The organism is Actinoplanes sp. NPDC051851 (genome assembly GCF_040681165.1).
In the GTDB taxonomy this organism is placed as follows: domain Bacteria; phylum Actinomycetota; class Actinomycetes; order Mycobacteriales; family Micromonosporaceae; genus Actinoplanes.
In genome coordinates this window covers 271,637-285,806 of record NZ_JBFAYF010000004.1, presented here as the reverse complement: position 1 = coordinate 285,806, position 14,170 = coordinate 271,637, and the positions used below count along the sequence as shown (strand labels likewise).

Annotated in this window: 9 protein-coding genes; 3 read left to right on the top strand and 6 right to left on the bottom strand. The window is 72.5% G+C overall.

The window, feature by feature from the left end; genetic code table 11:
- The first annotated feature begins 108 nt into the window (after positions 1 to 108).
- From AB0M08_RS06725 to AB0M08_RS06715, 3 genes are all read left to right on the top strand, one after another.
- Positions 109 to 2,157, top strand: coding sequence for an ATP-binding protein (locus tag AB0M08_RS06725; protein ID WP_364489562.1), 2,049 nt, complete (start codon positions 109 to 111; stop codon positions 2,155 to 2,157).
- Between the two features lie 72 nt (positions 2,158 to 2,229).
- A complete protein-coding gene (locus tag AB0M08_RS06720; protein WP_364489559.1) occupies positions 2,230 to 3,465 on the top strand; it encodes a GAF domain-containing sensor histidine kinase in 1,236 nt (411 codons plus the stop codon).
- Positions 3,466 to 3,534: 69 nt separating this feature from the next.
- Positions 3,535 to 4,248, top strand: a complete 714-nt coding sequence (locus tag AB0M08_RS06715) for a phosphotransferase (protein ID WP_364489556.1) — start codon at positions 3,535 to 3,537, stop codon at positions 4,246 to 4,248.
- Between the two features lie 183 nt (positions 4,249 to 4,431).
- Here the strand turns inward: AB0M08_RS06715 and AB0M08_RS06710 are convergent, their stop codons facing one another.
- The 6 genes from AB0M08_RS06710 to AB0M08_RS06685 form a co-directional block, all read right to left on the bottom strand.
- Positions 4,432 to 4,926, bottom strand: a complete 495-nt coding sequence (locus tag AB0M08_RS06710) for an FBP domain-containing protein (RefSeq protein ID WP_364489554.1) — start codon at positions 4,924 to 4,926, stop codon at positions 4,432 to 4,434.
- Between the two features lie 112 nt (positions 4,927 to 5,038).
- Positions 5,039 to 7,378 (bottom strand): PAS domain S-box protein, encoded by a 2,340-nt coding sequence (locus tag AB0M08_RS06705; protein ID WP_364489551.1) that lies wholly within the window; start codon positions 7,376 to 7,378, stop codon positions 5,039 to 5,041.
- A gap of 42 nt (positions 7,379 to 7,420) precedes the next feature.
- Positions 7,421 to 7,999 (bottom strand): hypothetical protein, encoded by a 579-nt coding sequence (locus tag AB0M08_RS06700; protein ID WP_364489548.1) that lies wholly within the window; start codon positions 7,997 to 7,999, stop codon positions 7,421 to 7,423.
- A gap of 19 nt (positions 8,000 to 8,018) precedes the next feature.
- Positions 8,019 to 9,218 carry a GAF domain-containing sensor histidine kinase gene (locus AB0M08_RS06695; protein WP_364489545.1) on the bottom strand — a complete coding sequence of 400 codons (1,200 nt, stop codon included), beginning with the start codon at positions 9,216 to 9,218 and terminating at the stop codon, positions 8,019 to 8,021.
- Positions 9,215 to 11,956, bottom strand: a complete 2,742-nt coding sequence (locus AB0M08_RS06690) for a response regulator (protein ID WP_364489542.1) — start codon at positions 11,954 to 11,956, stop codon at positions 9,215 to 9,217. The genes AB0M08_RS06695 and AB0M08_RS06690 overlap by 4 nt, the downstream gene beginning before the upstream one ends.
- Positions 11,957 to 12,015: 59 nt before the next feature.
- The gene (locus AB0M08_RS06685) at positions 12,016 to 14,124 is read right to left on the bottom strand and encodes an ATP-binding protein (protein WP_364489539.1); all 2,109 of its coding nucleotides are present in this window, start codon (positions 14,122 to 14,124) and stop codon (positions 12,016 to 12,018) included.
- Positions 14,125 to 14,170 lie beyond the last annotated feature (46 nt).

Sequence of the window (14,170 nt, the reverse complement as noted above, 5' to 3'; positions counted from 1 at the left end):
CGCGGGCGCCGAGCCGACCGGGAGCGTGCGGTGACCCCGATGTTCAGCAGATCGCCGTCCGTGCCGAACGGGTGAATGAAGCCCGCCGAGCCGACCCGAGGCGAACCCATGAGCCAGCGCTTTGCCCTGCCGAACACCGCGATCTTCGCGGTGCTCTATCTGCTGGCGGTGCTGGCCGGCAAGCTGGCGGTGATGGACGAGCTGGACTCGTCGGTGATCTGGCCGGCCACCGCGGTCGCCGCGGTCTGGATGGTGGTCCGTAACGACTCACGTGGGCGCTGGACGGACGCCGCGCTGCTCTTCGTCCTGACCGTCGGCGGCCTGGCGGTGACCGGCACCAGCCTGAGCGTCGCGGCGGTGCACGGCCTGGTCGCGCTCCTGGAGGCGGTGGTCTTCGCGGTCGCCGCCGCCCGCTGGCTGCCCGATGTCTGGGCCGGTGACGGCGAGGAGGGCAGCCGCCGCCCGCTGGCCCACCTCGACGACCTCTGGCGCCTGCTGCTGGTCGCGACGCCGAGCGCGTTCTGCGGCGCGCTGCTCGGCACGCTCGGCGAGGAACTGATCAACGGGGACCGTACGGTCGGAAACGCGGCGGTCTGGCTGGTCCGCGACGTGGTCAGCGTGCTGCTCTTCAGTACGGTCGCCCGGCGGATCGCCGCGCCGCCCCGCGACGAGCGGATGATGATCGAGGCGGCCGCCGTCCTCCTGGTCTCGGTCGGCGCGTACTTCTACGTCTTCGAGGTCAACGACACGCTGCCGATCGGCTTCGCGCTGATCCCGGTCACCGTCTGGGCGGGCCTGCGGCTGCCGACCCTGCTGGCGATCGCGCACACCATGCTCTTCGGCACCATCGCGGCGGTCCTCACGCTGCACGGCACCGGCCCGTACGCCGAGGTCGCCGGCGTCACCTCGCGTGCCCTGATCATCCAGATCTACGTCGGTATCCTCGCGCTGGTCAGCCTGACCCTGGCGTTCAGCCGGGACGAGCGGGAGGCGCTGATCGCCCGGATGAGCGTCTCCGAGCAGGAGGCGACCGAGAAGGCCGGCCTGATGACCGGGATCGTCAACTCGATGACCGAGGGCCTGGCCATCCTCGACCAGAGCGGCAAGCTGGTGCTCCGCAACCCGGCCGCCGGACGGCTGCTGGGCAGCACCAGCACGGTCGCCGCGGGCACCGCGCTCGCCAGCGACTACGGGTTCTTCCACCCGGACGGCACCCCGCTGACCGACGCCGAACTGCCGTACCAGCGTGCCCTGGCCGGCGAGGACGTGCAGCCGATGGACGTGCTGATCCGTAACGCCGCGGTGCCCGAGGGGCGGATCGTCCGGTTCAACGTCTCCCGGCTCGCCACCCACCCCGGCGGCCCGCAGCACGTGGTGGTGGTCTTCCACGACGTCACCGCGGACCGGCGGCACCGCGACGAGCTGATGTCCTTCGCCGGGGTGGTCGCGCACGACCTGCTCAACCCGCTGACCACCATCGAGGGCTGGGCCGAGGTGCTGGAGACCGAGCTGGCCGGGTACAAGCCGGCCGAGCGGGTCAGCCGGATCCAGCGCGCGGCGGCCCGGATGCGCACCTTCCTCAACGGGCTGCTCGCGTACACCGCGGCCCGCGACGGCAAGCTGATGCCCACCACGATCAACCTGCAACTGCTGCTGACCGACATCGCGAACAGCCGGTACGACCACGCGGAGAGCGCCGGCAAGCCCCCGCCCCAGTTCGCCTTCGGCCAGCTGGACGCGGTCGAGGGGGACCCGGTGCTGGTCCGGCAGCTGATCGAGTGCCTGATCGACTACGCCATCGACAACACCGTCCCGGGTAACCCGCCGCAGCTCAGCGTCGCCTCCCAGGCGGTGACGAGCGGGATGATCCGGATCGACATCCTGGACGCCGGCATCGGCATCCCGGAGGGGCAGCGGCCGTCCGTCTTCAGCGGCTTCCACCGCGCCGAGGACCCCGGGCGGTCCGGCCTGGAGCTGGCGATCTGCAAGCGGATCGTGGAACGGCACGGCGGGGCGATCGAGGCGGGGGCCAACCCGTACGGCAACGGCACGCGGATGTCGTTCACGCTGCCGGTGGGGCGGTCGGCGTACGCCCGGACGCTGGAGAACGAGTGGAACCGGCAGGCCGTGGGGATGACCTCCCCGCAACCGCGATAGCGCTGCGCTCATCCCGGGGTTCCGGCAGCCGACTGTAAGCGGTGTGGAGAACGGTGGCGAGGGAAGGTCCGCATGACGGCAACACGAATCGCCGGTGAGGCGGTCGAGGCCGAACGCCTCGCCGCGCTCCGCGGGTACGAGATCCTCGACACCCCGGCGGAGAGCGATTTCGACGACATCGCCGTCCTGGCCGCGCAGCTCTGCGACAAGCCGACCGCCATGGTCAGCCTGGTCGACGCGGAGCGGCAGTGGTTCAAGGCCAGGGTCGGCACCGACATCTGCGAGGGGCACCGGGCCGACTCGTTCTGCACCATCGCGATGCACGAACTCGACGTCATGCAGGTCCCGGACGCCCACCTCGATCCGCGCTTCGCCGCGAGTCCCATGGTGACCGGAGAACCGCACATCCGGTTCTACGCCGGAGCGCCGCTGGTCACCCCGGTCGGCCAGCGACTCGGCACGCTCTGCGTGGTCGATCGGGTGCCCGGGGTACTCACCCAGCCGCAGAAGGACGGCCTGCGCGCGCTCGCCCGGCACGTGGTCACCCAGCTGGAGCTGCGCAAGTACGCCCGCGACATGCACGCCCTGAACCAGCGGCTGCGTGACGCCGAGCGGATCAAGGACGAGTTCATCGCCCGGGTCAACCACGAGCTGCGCACCCCGCTCAGCTCGATCCACGGGTACCTGGAGATGCTCGGCGACCCGGACCTCGGCCCGGACGCCCGGGAGAACTTCCTGGCCCGGGTCCGGCGCAACTCCGACCGGCTGCTCTCGCTCGTCGACGACATGCTGCTCGCCGCCCAGGTCAGCACCGAGAACCAGTACTTCGACCGGACACCGGCGGACCTGGTCGAGCTGGTGCACGCCGCGGCCGGGGCGAACCGCCCGATCGCCGAGGCGAAGGGCCTCACCCTGACCACCGCGATCGACGGCCCGGTCCACGCCGACATCGACCGGCGCCGGATCGGCCAGGCGCTGGACCGGCTGATCCTGAACGCGGTCAAGTTCACCGAGAGCGGCCACGTCACGGTCTCCGCGGTCCGGCGTGGCGACCGCGCGATCCTGGAGGTGACCGACACCGGCATCGGGATCAGCCCGGCCGACCAGGAACGGGTGCTGGAGCCGTTCCGCCGCGCCGCCGACGCCGAGCGCGCCGAGGTGCAGGGCCTCGGACTGGGCCTGACCATCGTGAAGGCGATCGCCGAGGGCCACGACGGCCGGGTCAGCATCGTCAGCGTCTCCGGCCAGGGCAGCACGGTCGGCATCGAGCTGCCCCTCACCGGCCCGTACCCCGAGACCGATGCGTAGCGGCTCCGTCACGCATCCCGCCTCACATTCGCTTGACCCGCGTCCCCACCTCTCGGCTACCGTCGCGTGGTGATCGACCCGGTTCCCCTGGCCCCCGGCGTTCCCTCGGCCTCCGGTGTTCCTCTGGCTTCCGGCGTTCCTCTCGCTTCCGGTCGTGAGGCGGACGTCTTCCCGTACGCCGACGGCCGCGTGCTGCGCCGCTACCGCAACGGCGCCGGAACCGCCGGCGAGGCGATGATGATGCGGTACGCCGCCACCCACGGCTTCCCGGTCCCCGAGGTGTTCGAGGCCCGTGGCCCAGATCTGATCATGGAACGCCTGGAGGGCCCGACCCTCGCCGCCGCGTTCATCACCGGCGCCGTGCCCATCGCGGAGGCCGCCACCATGCTCGCCTCCCTGCACCACCGCCTGCACGCCGTACCGCCCCCGTTCCACCCGGAACCCGGCATGGCACTGCTCCACCTCGACCTGCACCCGGAGAACGTGATGCTCACCGCCCGCGGCCCCGTGGTGATCGACTGGCACAACGCCGCCGAGGGCCCACCCGACCTGGACCCGGCGGTGACCGCGATGATCCTGGCCGAGGTGGCCGCCGACCGCACCCACCCGCACACGTCCGCCGCGGCCGCCTTCCTCCCGCTCTTCCTCACCGCGATCGGCGGCACCCCCCTGGCCGAACTCCCGCGCGCCGTGGAGATCCGCCGCATCGACCCCACGCTGACCCCCACCGAACACGCCCACATCACCGCAGCCGCCACCTTCCTCCGCTCCACCCCCACCTGACCCGCCCGTCTGCTGCCCGGCCCGCCCGCCGCGCGCTCGCTCTGCCGCCCGTCCGGCTTCTGGCTGGTGCTCAAGGATGTTTCGGAGCCCTCGGCACACCCCGGAACGCCGGCCGGCTCCCGGCCCTTCGGGCGAGGGGCGGCCGGCGCACACAGCGGCTCACCAAGGGGCGCTTGCCGCACGTCAGGGAGCGAGGACCCGTGCTGTGAAGGCGGTCAGCTTTACCGTGGCCCGGGTGATCTTCTCGTCCACGGTCAGCGTCTCCTCGAAGCGGACCAGGCGGAGCTTCGGGGTGCGCTTGCCGCGCAGGTAGAGCGAGCATGCCAGGTCGGAGCAGAAGTAGTCGCCGACCGAGTTGCCGTTGCGGCCCGCCGCGCCCGCCCGCGGTGCCGTGAAGAGGCTGACCCCGCCCGCCGCGTGGTCGGTCAGGCAGATCTGGCACATGCTGGAGCGTCCCGCCCCGGCCCGCCCCCGCTCGGCCTTGCGGAGCACGAAGGCGTCCGGCCCGGGCAGCACGATCGCGGCCCGCTGCGGAGCGGACGGGTCGATCCAGCCGTAGAAGTCGAGATCGTCCCAGGGGGTGGCGGAGAAGTCGGCGGGCAGCTTGATCCGTCCGGCCTCGCCCTTGGAGCAGTTGCGGAACGAGGTTCGGATCGTCGCCTCGCTGATCGGTTCCATGGTCGGCCAGCCTGGCACAGCCCTCGAGAGGCGCGCACCTGAATAAAGCCCTGAACGAGGCCCTGAATGAAGCCCTGAATACGGCCCTGAGTGAAAGCCCTGAACAAAGACGCTAGGCCGCCGTCTCCAGGCGCAGGGCGAACACGCTGCCGGCCGGCTCGTTCGGCCGGTACGCGACCTCGCCCCCGTTCGCCGCGGCCAGGCTCGCCACGATGTGCAGGCCCAGCCCGTGCCCCTCGGCCGTGGCACCGGTGGCCCGCGTGTAGCGCTCGAAGAGGTGCTCGCGCAGCTCCTCCGGTACCCCGGCGCCCTCGTCGTGCACCCCTATCGAGGTGACCGCCCCGTCCGAGCGGACCGAGATCCGGGTGGCGCCGCCGCCGTACTTGGTCGCGTTGGTCAGGAAGTTCGTCACGATCTGCCGCAGGTGGGCCGGGTTGGCCAGGACCGCCAGGTGTTCCGGGCAGTCCACCGGCACGCTGACCTCGACCGCGTCGAGCGCCTCGCGCAGCGCCTCGGCGAGCGGGACCACCCGCCGCTCGGTCTTCAGTTCGCCGCCGTCGAGCGTGCACATGGCCAGTACGTTGTGCCGGAGCTCGTCGATACGGCGGGCCGCGCCGACGATCCGGTTGGCCGAGCCGGCCAGCGGGGCGGGCAGATCACTCTCGGTCAGCACCTCGCCGTACCCCATGATCGCGGTCAGCGGCGTGCCGATGTCGTGCGAGAGCATCCCCATCAGGTCGAGTTTGAGCTGGTTGGCGGCCTGCAGCTGGTCGTTCCGCTCGGCCAGGACGGTCTGCGCGGTGTCCCGTTCCCGCTCGGCGCGGACCTGCTCGGTGATGTCCTGGAAGACCGCGATCAGGTGTGTCGGGGCACCCTCGGCGTCCCGGACCAGGCGCTTGCCGACCTGGACGTCGACGGTGTGCCCGTCGGTGTGGATCAGCCGCTTGACCCGCTCGTACGAGTCGTGTTCCTCGGTGAAGAGCCCGGCGAGCAGGCGGGTGTCCTCGTCCCGATCGTCCGGGTGGGTGAGCCGGGACATCGAGGTGCCCGGCAGGGTGGCCACGTCCCGCCCGATCATGCCGGCGAACGCCGTGTTGACGTGCACGATCACGCCGTCCAGCCCGATGATCACCTGGCCGATGGTGGACTGGTGGAACTGCACCCGGAACTGCCGTTCGCTGGCGGCGAGGGCCTCCTCGGCGCGGCGGCGTTCGGTGATGTCGGTGTTGGTCTCGACCACCTCGACGGCGACGCCGTCGGCGGCGGGCCGTACGGCGTGCCGGCTCAGCGAGACCACCGGGTTCCCGTCCGAGCGCCGGTGCACCAGCTCGCCCTGCCAGACGCCGGTGCTCTCCAGGGCCTGCTCCACGTGCGGCAGGTCCTTCGGGAAGCTGGTCGCGAGCAGCCGGTGGATGTTGCGGCCCAGGACGGCGTCGGCGGGCCAGCCGTACATCTGCTCGGCGCCCCGGTTCCAGGAGCGGATGGTGCCGTCCGCGTCCCGCACGATGATCGCGGCCGGTGCGGCGTCGATCAGTTCGGCCTGGCGGCGCAGCTGCTCCTCGGCGGTCCGGCGGGTACTGATGTCGTGCAGGAACGCGTGGAACACCGGCCGGCCGGTGACATCCCAGGTGGCCTGGAGGGAGAACTCGATCGGGAAGGTCCGGCCGGTACGGTCCAGCGCGGGCAGTTCCAGGCGCTGGCCGGCGAGCTCGGAGCGGCCGCTGGCGCGTACCCGGGCCAGCCCGGCGCGGTGTGCGGCGCGGAACTCCTCGGGCACGATGAGCGCGCTCAGGTCGGCGCCGGCCGCCTCCGCAGGGGACCAGCCGAAGAGCCTCTCGGCGGCCGGGTTCCACTCCCGGATCACGCCGTCGGCGTCGATCGAGACGTACGCGTCCTGGGACACCTCGAGGATCCGCCGGACCACCGCCGAGGTCTCCTGGGCGTGCCGGGCGGCGCGGGCCAGCTCGACCTCGGAGGCGACCGCGGCGGCCAGGTCCTCCAGGATCGCCAGTTCCTCGCCGGTCCAGGCGTGCGGCGAGGAGTCGATGGCGCAGAACGCACCGAGGGTCATCCCGCCGACCCGGATCGGCATCCCGGCGTACGCGATCACTCCGAGGTCCTCGATCGCCAGGTTGTCCCGGACCAGCGGGTGCTCCCGGGCATCGGTGACCACGAGCGGGGCGTCGCCGGTCACCACGTGCTGGCAGAACGAGTGCGACATCGGCGTCTCGCCGAGTGCGGCCCAGTACTCCGGCAGTCCCAGGTGACTGGGGAAGACCTGCCGGTCGTCGAGGACCAGGGAGACCAGCGAGACCGGCACCCGGAGCAGGCGCGCCGCGAGCCGGGTCAGCCGGCGCAGGCCGGGGGACTCGGGCTCGTCGAGCAGGCCGGTCGCGCGGATCGCGGCGATCCGCTCCGGGTCCTCCACCCGGCTCCGCACCACAGTCGCCATGTCCTGCTCATCGGCACGGGGCGGCGTTAATTGAGCGTGCCGTCAGGGGACGGCGCCGAGCATGGCGAGCACACCGGCGACGATCGCGGTGGTGCCGGACATGTCGAGGTGCTCGGCGCGCCAGCCACGGTCGCGGAGTCCCTGCAGCACCTCGATCATGGTGGTCCGGGCGGTGCGCAGCGTGGCGGGGGAGACCAGCACCGCCGCGGTGCCGTCGGCGTGCGCGGCGCGGGAGGCGGCGCCGAGCGCCACCAGAGCGGCGGCCGCGCCGTTCAGGACCTGGGCGACGTGCAGGCGGTCCCGGTCCAGGTTGAAGGTGGCGAGGTGTACGGCCAGACCCAGCCCGGTCATCAGCTTCCCGGTCTCGTCGGCGTCGAGCACCGCCGGCATGGTCGACGCGTCGTCGCCGGTCCGGACCGTGTCGCCGGCGACCCCGGCGATCAGCTCGGCGGCCAGCTCCGGCGGCACCTGGACCGCGCCGGGCGGCGTACCCGGGAAGCGCTTGGCGAGTGCCGTGTCGACCGCGTCCCGGACGACGTACCCGGGAACGATTCTGTGCCGGCCGGCGAGCCGCCGCATGATCGCCTCGACCAGGCCCTCGGGGGTCATCGGCGGTTCCACCCGTCAACGGTAGCGGGAGTCAGTCCAGAACCGGGAGGGTCATCCGGGCGACCGCGCCGCCGGCGCCGCCCGTCAACTCCAGGGTCCCGTGGTGTGCCTCGGTGATGGCCCGGGCGATGGTCAGCCCCAGCCCGACCCCGGGTACGGCCTGGTCCCGCGCGAACCGTCCGCGGTAGAAGCGGTCGAAGACGTGCGTGACCTCGTCCTCCGGGATGCCCACCCCGGTGTCGGCGATCTCGACCACCGCCCGGTGTTCCTCGTCGGCCGTGGTGGTGATCGTGACCGGCCGGTCCAGCGGGGTGAAGAGCAGGGCGTTGCGCAGCAGCTGCTCGATCGCGTGGGCCAGCCGGGCCAGGTCGGCACGGACCGTGATCGGCAGCCCGGCGTGCACCGTGACCGGCTCGGCGCGCAGCACGGTGAGCGGGCGGCAGGCGGTCAGCGCCGCGGTGACCACGGTGTTCAGGTCGACCGGGCCGACCGGGGCGGGCAGCGGCGCGTCGTGCGGGCGGGTGCCGGCCAGGATGTGGTCGACCATGGCGACCAGCCGCTGCCCGTTGCGGTGGATCGGCTCGATCATCCGCCGGTACGGGGCCAGTTCCTCCTGCTCGCCGAGCATCTCCAGGTATCCCTGGATGCTGGCCACCGGCGTACGCAACTCGTGGGTGATCGTGGCGACCAGGTCCTCCTCCCGCTGCGCGGCCCGGGCCAGGTCGTCGCCGAGCCCGGCCAGCCGCATCCGGCCACGGATCGAGGAGAGGTGGGTGGCGGCCTGCCCGGCGAAGGTGGTCAGCGTGTCGATCTGCCGGTCGGAGATCTGCCGGGCCTCGGAGTCGATCACGCACATGGCGCCCAGCGCGTGCCCGTCCTCGTCGATGATCGGCGCGCCGGCGTAGAACCGGATGTTCGGCGCCTCGATCACGTTGCGGTACGTCGAGAAGAGCGGGTGCCGGCTGGCGTCCGGGACGATCAGCGGCCGGCGGGTCGGCAGCATCTGCGCGCAGAACGAGACGTCCAGGGGGGTCTCCGCGTCGGCCAGCCCGACCCGCCCCGCGAACCACTGCCGGTCCCGGTCGATCAGCGAGACCGCGGCCATCGGGGTGTCGAACATCGTCGCGGCGAGCCGGGTCAGGTCGTCCAGCACCGGCGGCCGGGGCCGGTCGAGCACCTCGTAACTGTGCAGCGCCGCCAGGCGGTCCTCGTCGTCGACGGTCTCGTTCATGACGAAACCTCCTCGGTCTCGCGGTCACCTGCCAGGGACGCCGAGACGGCCGCGCAGGCCGGCTCGACCAGCGCGTACTCGCCGCGCAACATGGGCAGCAGGACGTCCGGGTCCGGGATGATCCCCACCTTGGCCTGCTCCTCCAGCCGGGCGAACATCCGGCTCAGGACGTCGGCGCCGATGTTGGCCGCGGAGCCCTTGAGCGCGTGCGCGAGTTCCCGGACCGTGCTCGGTTCGCCCGCCTCGACCAGCACGGACAGCTGGTCGAGGCCCGCGGTCGTCTTCGTGGTGAAGGAGGTCAGCAGCCGGCCGAGCAGGGCGCGCTCGGCCTCGTTCGGGTCGGGCCCGACGACGTCGCCGAGGCGGGCCCGGATGGCGCCCGCGCGATCGTCCGGGTCGGGGGTCGGCACGGTGCTCTCCTCGGGTGGCGGTGGCGGCGCGGCGGCCTGCAGCAGCGGGGTGAGCGCGGCGGTCAGGTCGGGCATCCGCATCGGCTTGGCCAGGTAGTCGTTCATCCCGGCGTTCCGGCACGCGGTACGGTCCTCGATCAGCACGCTCGCGGTCATCGCGATGATGTGCGGCTGCCGGTCCTCCGGGAACTCGGAGCGGATCAGCCGGGTGGCGGCCAGCCCGTCCAGCACCGGCATCTGCACGTCCATCAGGACCACGTCGTACCAGGCCTGGCGGAGCGCCTGGACCGCCTCCAGACCGTTCGAGACGGTGTCCACCCGGTGGCCCAGCTTGCCGAGCATCAGCTGGGCGACCTTCTGGTTCACGTGGTTGTCCTCGGCCAGCAGGATGCGCAGCGAGCCGTGCCAGCGCGGCGCGCTCTCCGGCCCGTCCGGGTCGTCGTGCGGGGCGACCGGCTCGGCGTCGAGCAGCAGCCGGCGCAGCGTGGAGTGCAGGGTGGCGGCCCGGGTCGGCTTGGTCAGCATCGCGTCGAAGAGCTCCCGCTCGCCGGCCTCGGCGCGCCAGGTGACGCTGCTGGCCAGCACCAGCGGCAGGTGTTCGGCGCCGGGCAGCCGGCGCAGCGCCTCGGCCAGTTGCACGCCGTCCACGTCCGGCATGCCCATGTCGAGCAGCGCCAGGTCGAACCGGGTGCCGCCCTCGATCAGGCTCAGCGCCTCGGCCGCCGAGGCGGCGTCCACGCAGCGCAGGCCCCAGCCGCTGAGCTGCTGGGTGAGCACCGCGCGGTTGGTGGCGTGGTCGTCGACGAGCAGCACGGTGCGGCCGGCGAACTCGTCCGGCATCGGCCGGTCCGCGGCGCCCGCCGGTGCGGTCCGCACCAGCGCGGTGAGCGTGAAGGTCGAGCCCCGATCCGGCTCGCTGGCCACGGTGATGTCGCCGCCCATCGCCTCGGCGAGACGCCGGCTGATCGCCAGGCCCAGGCCGGTGCCGCCGTACGTCCGGGTGGTCGACGCGTCCACCTGGGAGAACGACCGGAACAGGCGGTCCATCCGGTCGGCCGGTATGCCGATGCCGGTGTCGCGTACCGCGATCGAGAGCAGCACCTCGCCGTCGTTCGCGGCCGGCGACGTACTGATCTCGGCGACCACCTCGCCCGAGCCGGTGAACTTGACCGCGTTGGAGAGCAGGTTGACCAGCACCTGGCGCAGCCGGGTGACGTCGCCGCGGAGCACCGGAGGGCAGGCCGGGTCGAGCCGGCCGATCAGTTCCAGGCCCTTCTGCCCGGCCGGGACCGCCATCAGCGCCAGCGAGCTGTCCAGGAACTCGCGGACGTCGAACGTGGCGTCCTCCAGCTCCAGCTGTCCGGCCTCGATCTTCGACCAGTCCAGGATGTCGTTGATGATGATCAGCAGGGTCTCGCCGCTGTCCCGGACGGTGGTGACGAACTCGCGCTGCTCCGGCGTCAGCTCGGTGTCCAGCAGCAGGCCGGTCATGCCGATCACGGCGTTCATCGGCGTACGGATCTCGTGGCTCATGGTCGCCAGGAAGGCGCCCTTGGCCCGGGTCGCCGCGACCGCCTCGTCGTGCGCCGCGACCAGCGCCTCGGTGGAGGTGTTCACCGCGGCCGCCATCGCCGCCACCTCGCTGAGCCCCTTGACCGGCGCGCGACCGCTCAGGTCGCCGGCGGCCACCCGGGCCGCCGCCTCGGTCACCGCCTTCACCGGCCGGGTCACGGTACGGGTGATCCACATCCCGGTCAGCCCGACCAGCGCGGTGGTCAGCAGCACCTCGCCGACGATCAGCCACTCGGTGTACCGGGTGTGCTCCACGCTGCGCGCCTGCAGCTCGGCGAGGAGCGCGGTCTGCTCGCTGCTCATCCGGCTGAGCAGCTCCTCGGCGCGGCTCCCGCCGTCGCCGGTCCGCTCCCGCAGCACGGCCATCGCCGCCTCGGACCCGCCGGTCCGCCGGGCGGCGACCGGCTCGTTCAGCTCGGCGACCTCGTCGCTCAGCGCCTGCTGCAGCTCGGTGGTGAGCTCGCCCTGGCCCTGTTCCAGGGCGGTGAGCGCCTCCAGCCGGTCCATCGTGCCGGGGATCCGGGCCACCGAGGCCTTGTAGGTCATCAGGTCGGCGGCGGTACCGCTGATCAGGTAATCACGCTGGTCGCGCTCGGCGTCCTTGATGTCGATGCGCAGCTGGGCCACGCCGGCGAGCACGTCGCCGATCCGGGCGACCGGCTGCTGCTCGTCGGTGAGCGTCTCGATCCGGTAGATCGCGCCCGCGCCGAGGACGATGAGCAGGGCGATCATCAGCCCGTAACAGGCCGTGAGCACCCGCCCGAGTGTCCAGCGTCCCACCCCGTCTACAGCCACGCCTGACCATCGGCGTGTGGTCAGCGCAACTGAGTCGAACGGCCGGTCGGCACCGCCTGCCGGGCGGCGCCCGCCGCGGGCAGGGTGAAGGTGAACAGGGAGCCGCCGCCGGGGTTGTCGGCGGCCGCGATGGTGCCGCCGTGCCGCTCCACGATCCGCTTGCAGATGCCGAGTCCGAGGCCGGTGCCGGCGTACCCGGAGGTGCGGTGGGCACGGTGGAAGTTGTCGAAGATGGCGTCGTGCTGCCCGGCCGGGATGCCGATGCCGTTGTCCGCGATCGCCACCCTGACCAGGTCTTTGTCGTGCTTCGCGGTGATCTCCAGTGCCGGTACGGTCCCCGGCGCGGTGTACTTGATCGCGTTCCCGATCAGGTTGTCCAGCAGTTGCCGGACCAGTACCGGATCGGCCAGCACCGGCGGCAGCTCGCCGACGGTGAACCGGGGCCGCGGGTTGCCGCCCGCCACCGCCGCGTCGAGCCGGGCCACGGTGATCTCGGCGACCATCGCGTCCAGGTCGATCGCGGCGGGTGCCACCTGCGCGTCGCGGGCCGTGGTGTAGTCCAGCAGCCCGTTGATCAACAGCCGCATCCGGACCGCCGCGCGGTTCACCCGGACCAGGCTGTCCCGGGCCATCTCGACGCCCTCGACGCCGTCCAGCGACTCCTCGGCGGTCTCGCTCCAGCCCTCGACCGTGGTCACCGGGTTGAGCAGGTCGTGCGCCACCACACCGGCGAAGTTGGCCAGCTCGTCCCGGTGCCGGCGCTCGGCCGTGACGTCGTGGAAGAGCACCACCGCGGTACGCCCGTCCCCGTCCGGGAACGAACTCGCGGTGACCCGGACGATCCGCCCCTCCGGCACCCCCGCGTTGCGGATCACGTAGTCCACGCCCTCGACCCGCTCCCCGGTCCGGACGCGGACGTGCGCCAGCTCGTCGTCGGTGACCGGCTGCCCGTCGAGGTGGAAGAACCCGTAGTGGTCACTGGCGGCGACGGTGCCGTCCTGGCTGGCCTGGCCGCCGAGCAACTGGACCGCCGCCGGGTTGCGCAGGATCACCCGCCCGGTGGAGTCGATCACCGCGACGCCGTCGGCCATCGAGTCGACGATCGTGGTCATCATCTCGGCCCGGCGGGAGGCCTCCTCGCGCTGCGCGGCCAGCTCCGCCTTCTCGGCCGCGAGCTCGGCGAGCAGCGCCCCGCGTTCGTCCCGGCCCAGTGCCAGGACCAGCCCGACCACCGCGACCAGCGCGACGAAGAGCTGCGCCACGAAGGCCCGCCCGGCGTTGTCCGGTATCGCCGCGAACGGCCCCATCCCGTTCAGCGTGAAGACCACCGTGATCACCCCGGCGGCCAGGTCGTGCAGCACCACGAACGGCGTGGCGACCCGGGTGCCCGCCCACACCGTCACCGCGATCAGCAGGAACGCCAGCGGCAGCCCGTCGCTGAAGGCGAACCCGGCCAGGTACGCCAGCGTCGAGCAGACCCCCAGAGCCACGTACTCGCCGATCCGCCAGCGGGGTGTCGCCGCCATCCGGTCCAGGAAGTACCGGCTGGCGCCGCGGAGCCCGCCGTGCCGGGCCCGCGCGGTCTTGACCGCGTGCCCCACGCTCAGCGCGACCGCCCCGAACAGCAGCACCGCCGCGGTGTTCCGCGCCAGCCACACCCAGGTCGCCGGCCAGGAGTAGCGCCCGATCGCCAGCCACACCCCGGTCGGCCCGATCAGCGCGCCGGCCAGGGTCGCCCCGAACGCCGCCCCGAGCAGCCCCCACAGGTCCCGGGGCGAGCGCAGCGGCTCGTCGCCCCCGGCGCCCCACAGCGCCGGCCGCCAGCGCTCGAAGAGCTTGAGGAAGACCGCCACCTGCACGAGGTTGGCGATCACGAAGATCATCGCCATCACCGGGGTCGCCCCGGTCGCGGTGTTGACCACCAGGGTGATCAGGCTGAGCGCCGCCACGTCGGCCCACGGGATCCCGGACCTGCGCTGCGCCGAGAACCAGACCACCGCGACCCCGGCCGCCGGCCAGACCAGGCTGAGGTTGGTCCGGTCCATCACGGTGAGACGCCCGGCCACGGTCGCGATCACGTAGAGGGCCGCGAACATCCCGGTCCGGACCAGCGACGTACGGTGTCTCACGATCGCCTAAATCGGCCGATCCGGCCCGGAACTGAGCCTCGTCCGT

Excerpts from the sequence above, each read along its gene's own strand:
- AB0M08_RS06710 (WP_364489554.1), bottom strand. The coding sequence starts at position 4,926 with ATGGAACCGATCAGCGAGGCGACGATCCGAACCTCGTTCCGCAACTGC.
- AB0M08_RS06705 (WP_364489551.1), bottom strand. The coding sequence starts at position 7,378 with ATGGCGACTGTGGTGCGGAGCCGGGTGGAGGACCCGGAGCGGATCGCC.
- AB0M08_RS06695 (WP_364489545.1), bottom strand. The coding sequence starts at position 9,218 with ATGAACGAGACCGTCGACGACGAGGACCGCCTGGCGGCGCTGCACAGT.
- AB0M08_RS06720 (WP_364489559.1), top strand. The coding sequence starts at position 2,230 with ATGACGGCAACACGAATCGCCGGTGAGGCGGTCGAGGCCGAACGCCTC.
- AB0M08_RS06725 (WP_364489562.1), top strand. The coding sequence starts at position 109 with ATGAGCCAGCGCTTTGCCCTGCCGAACACCGCGATCTTCGCGGTGCTC.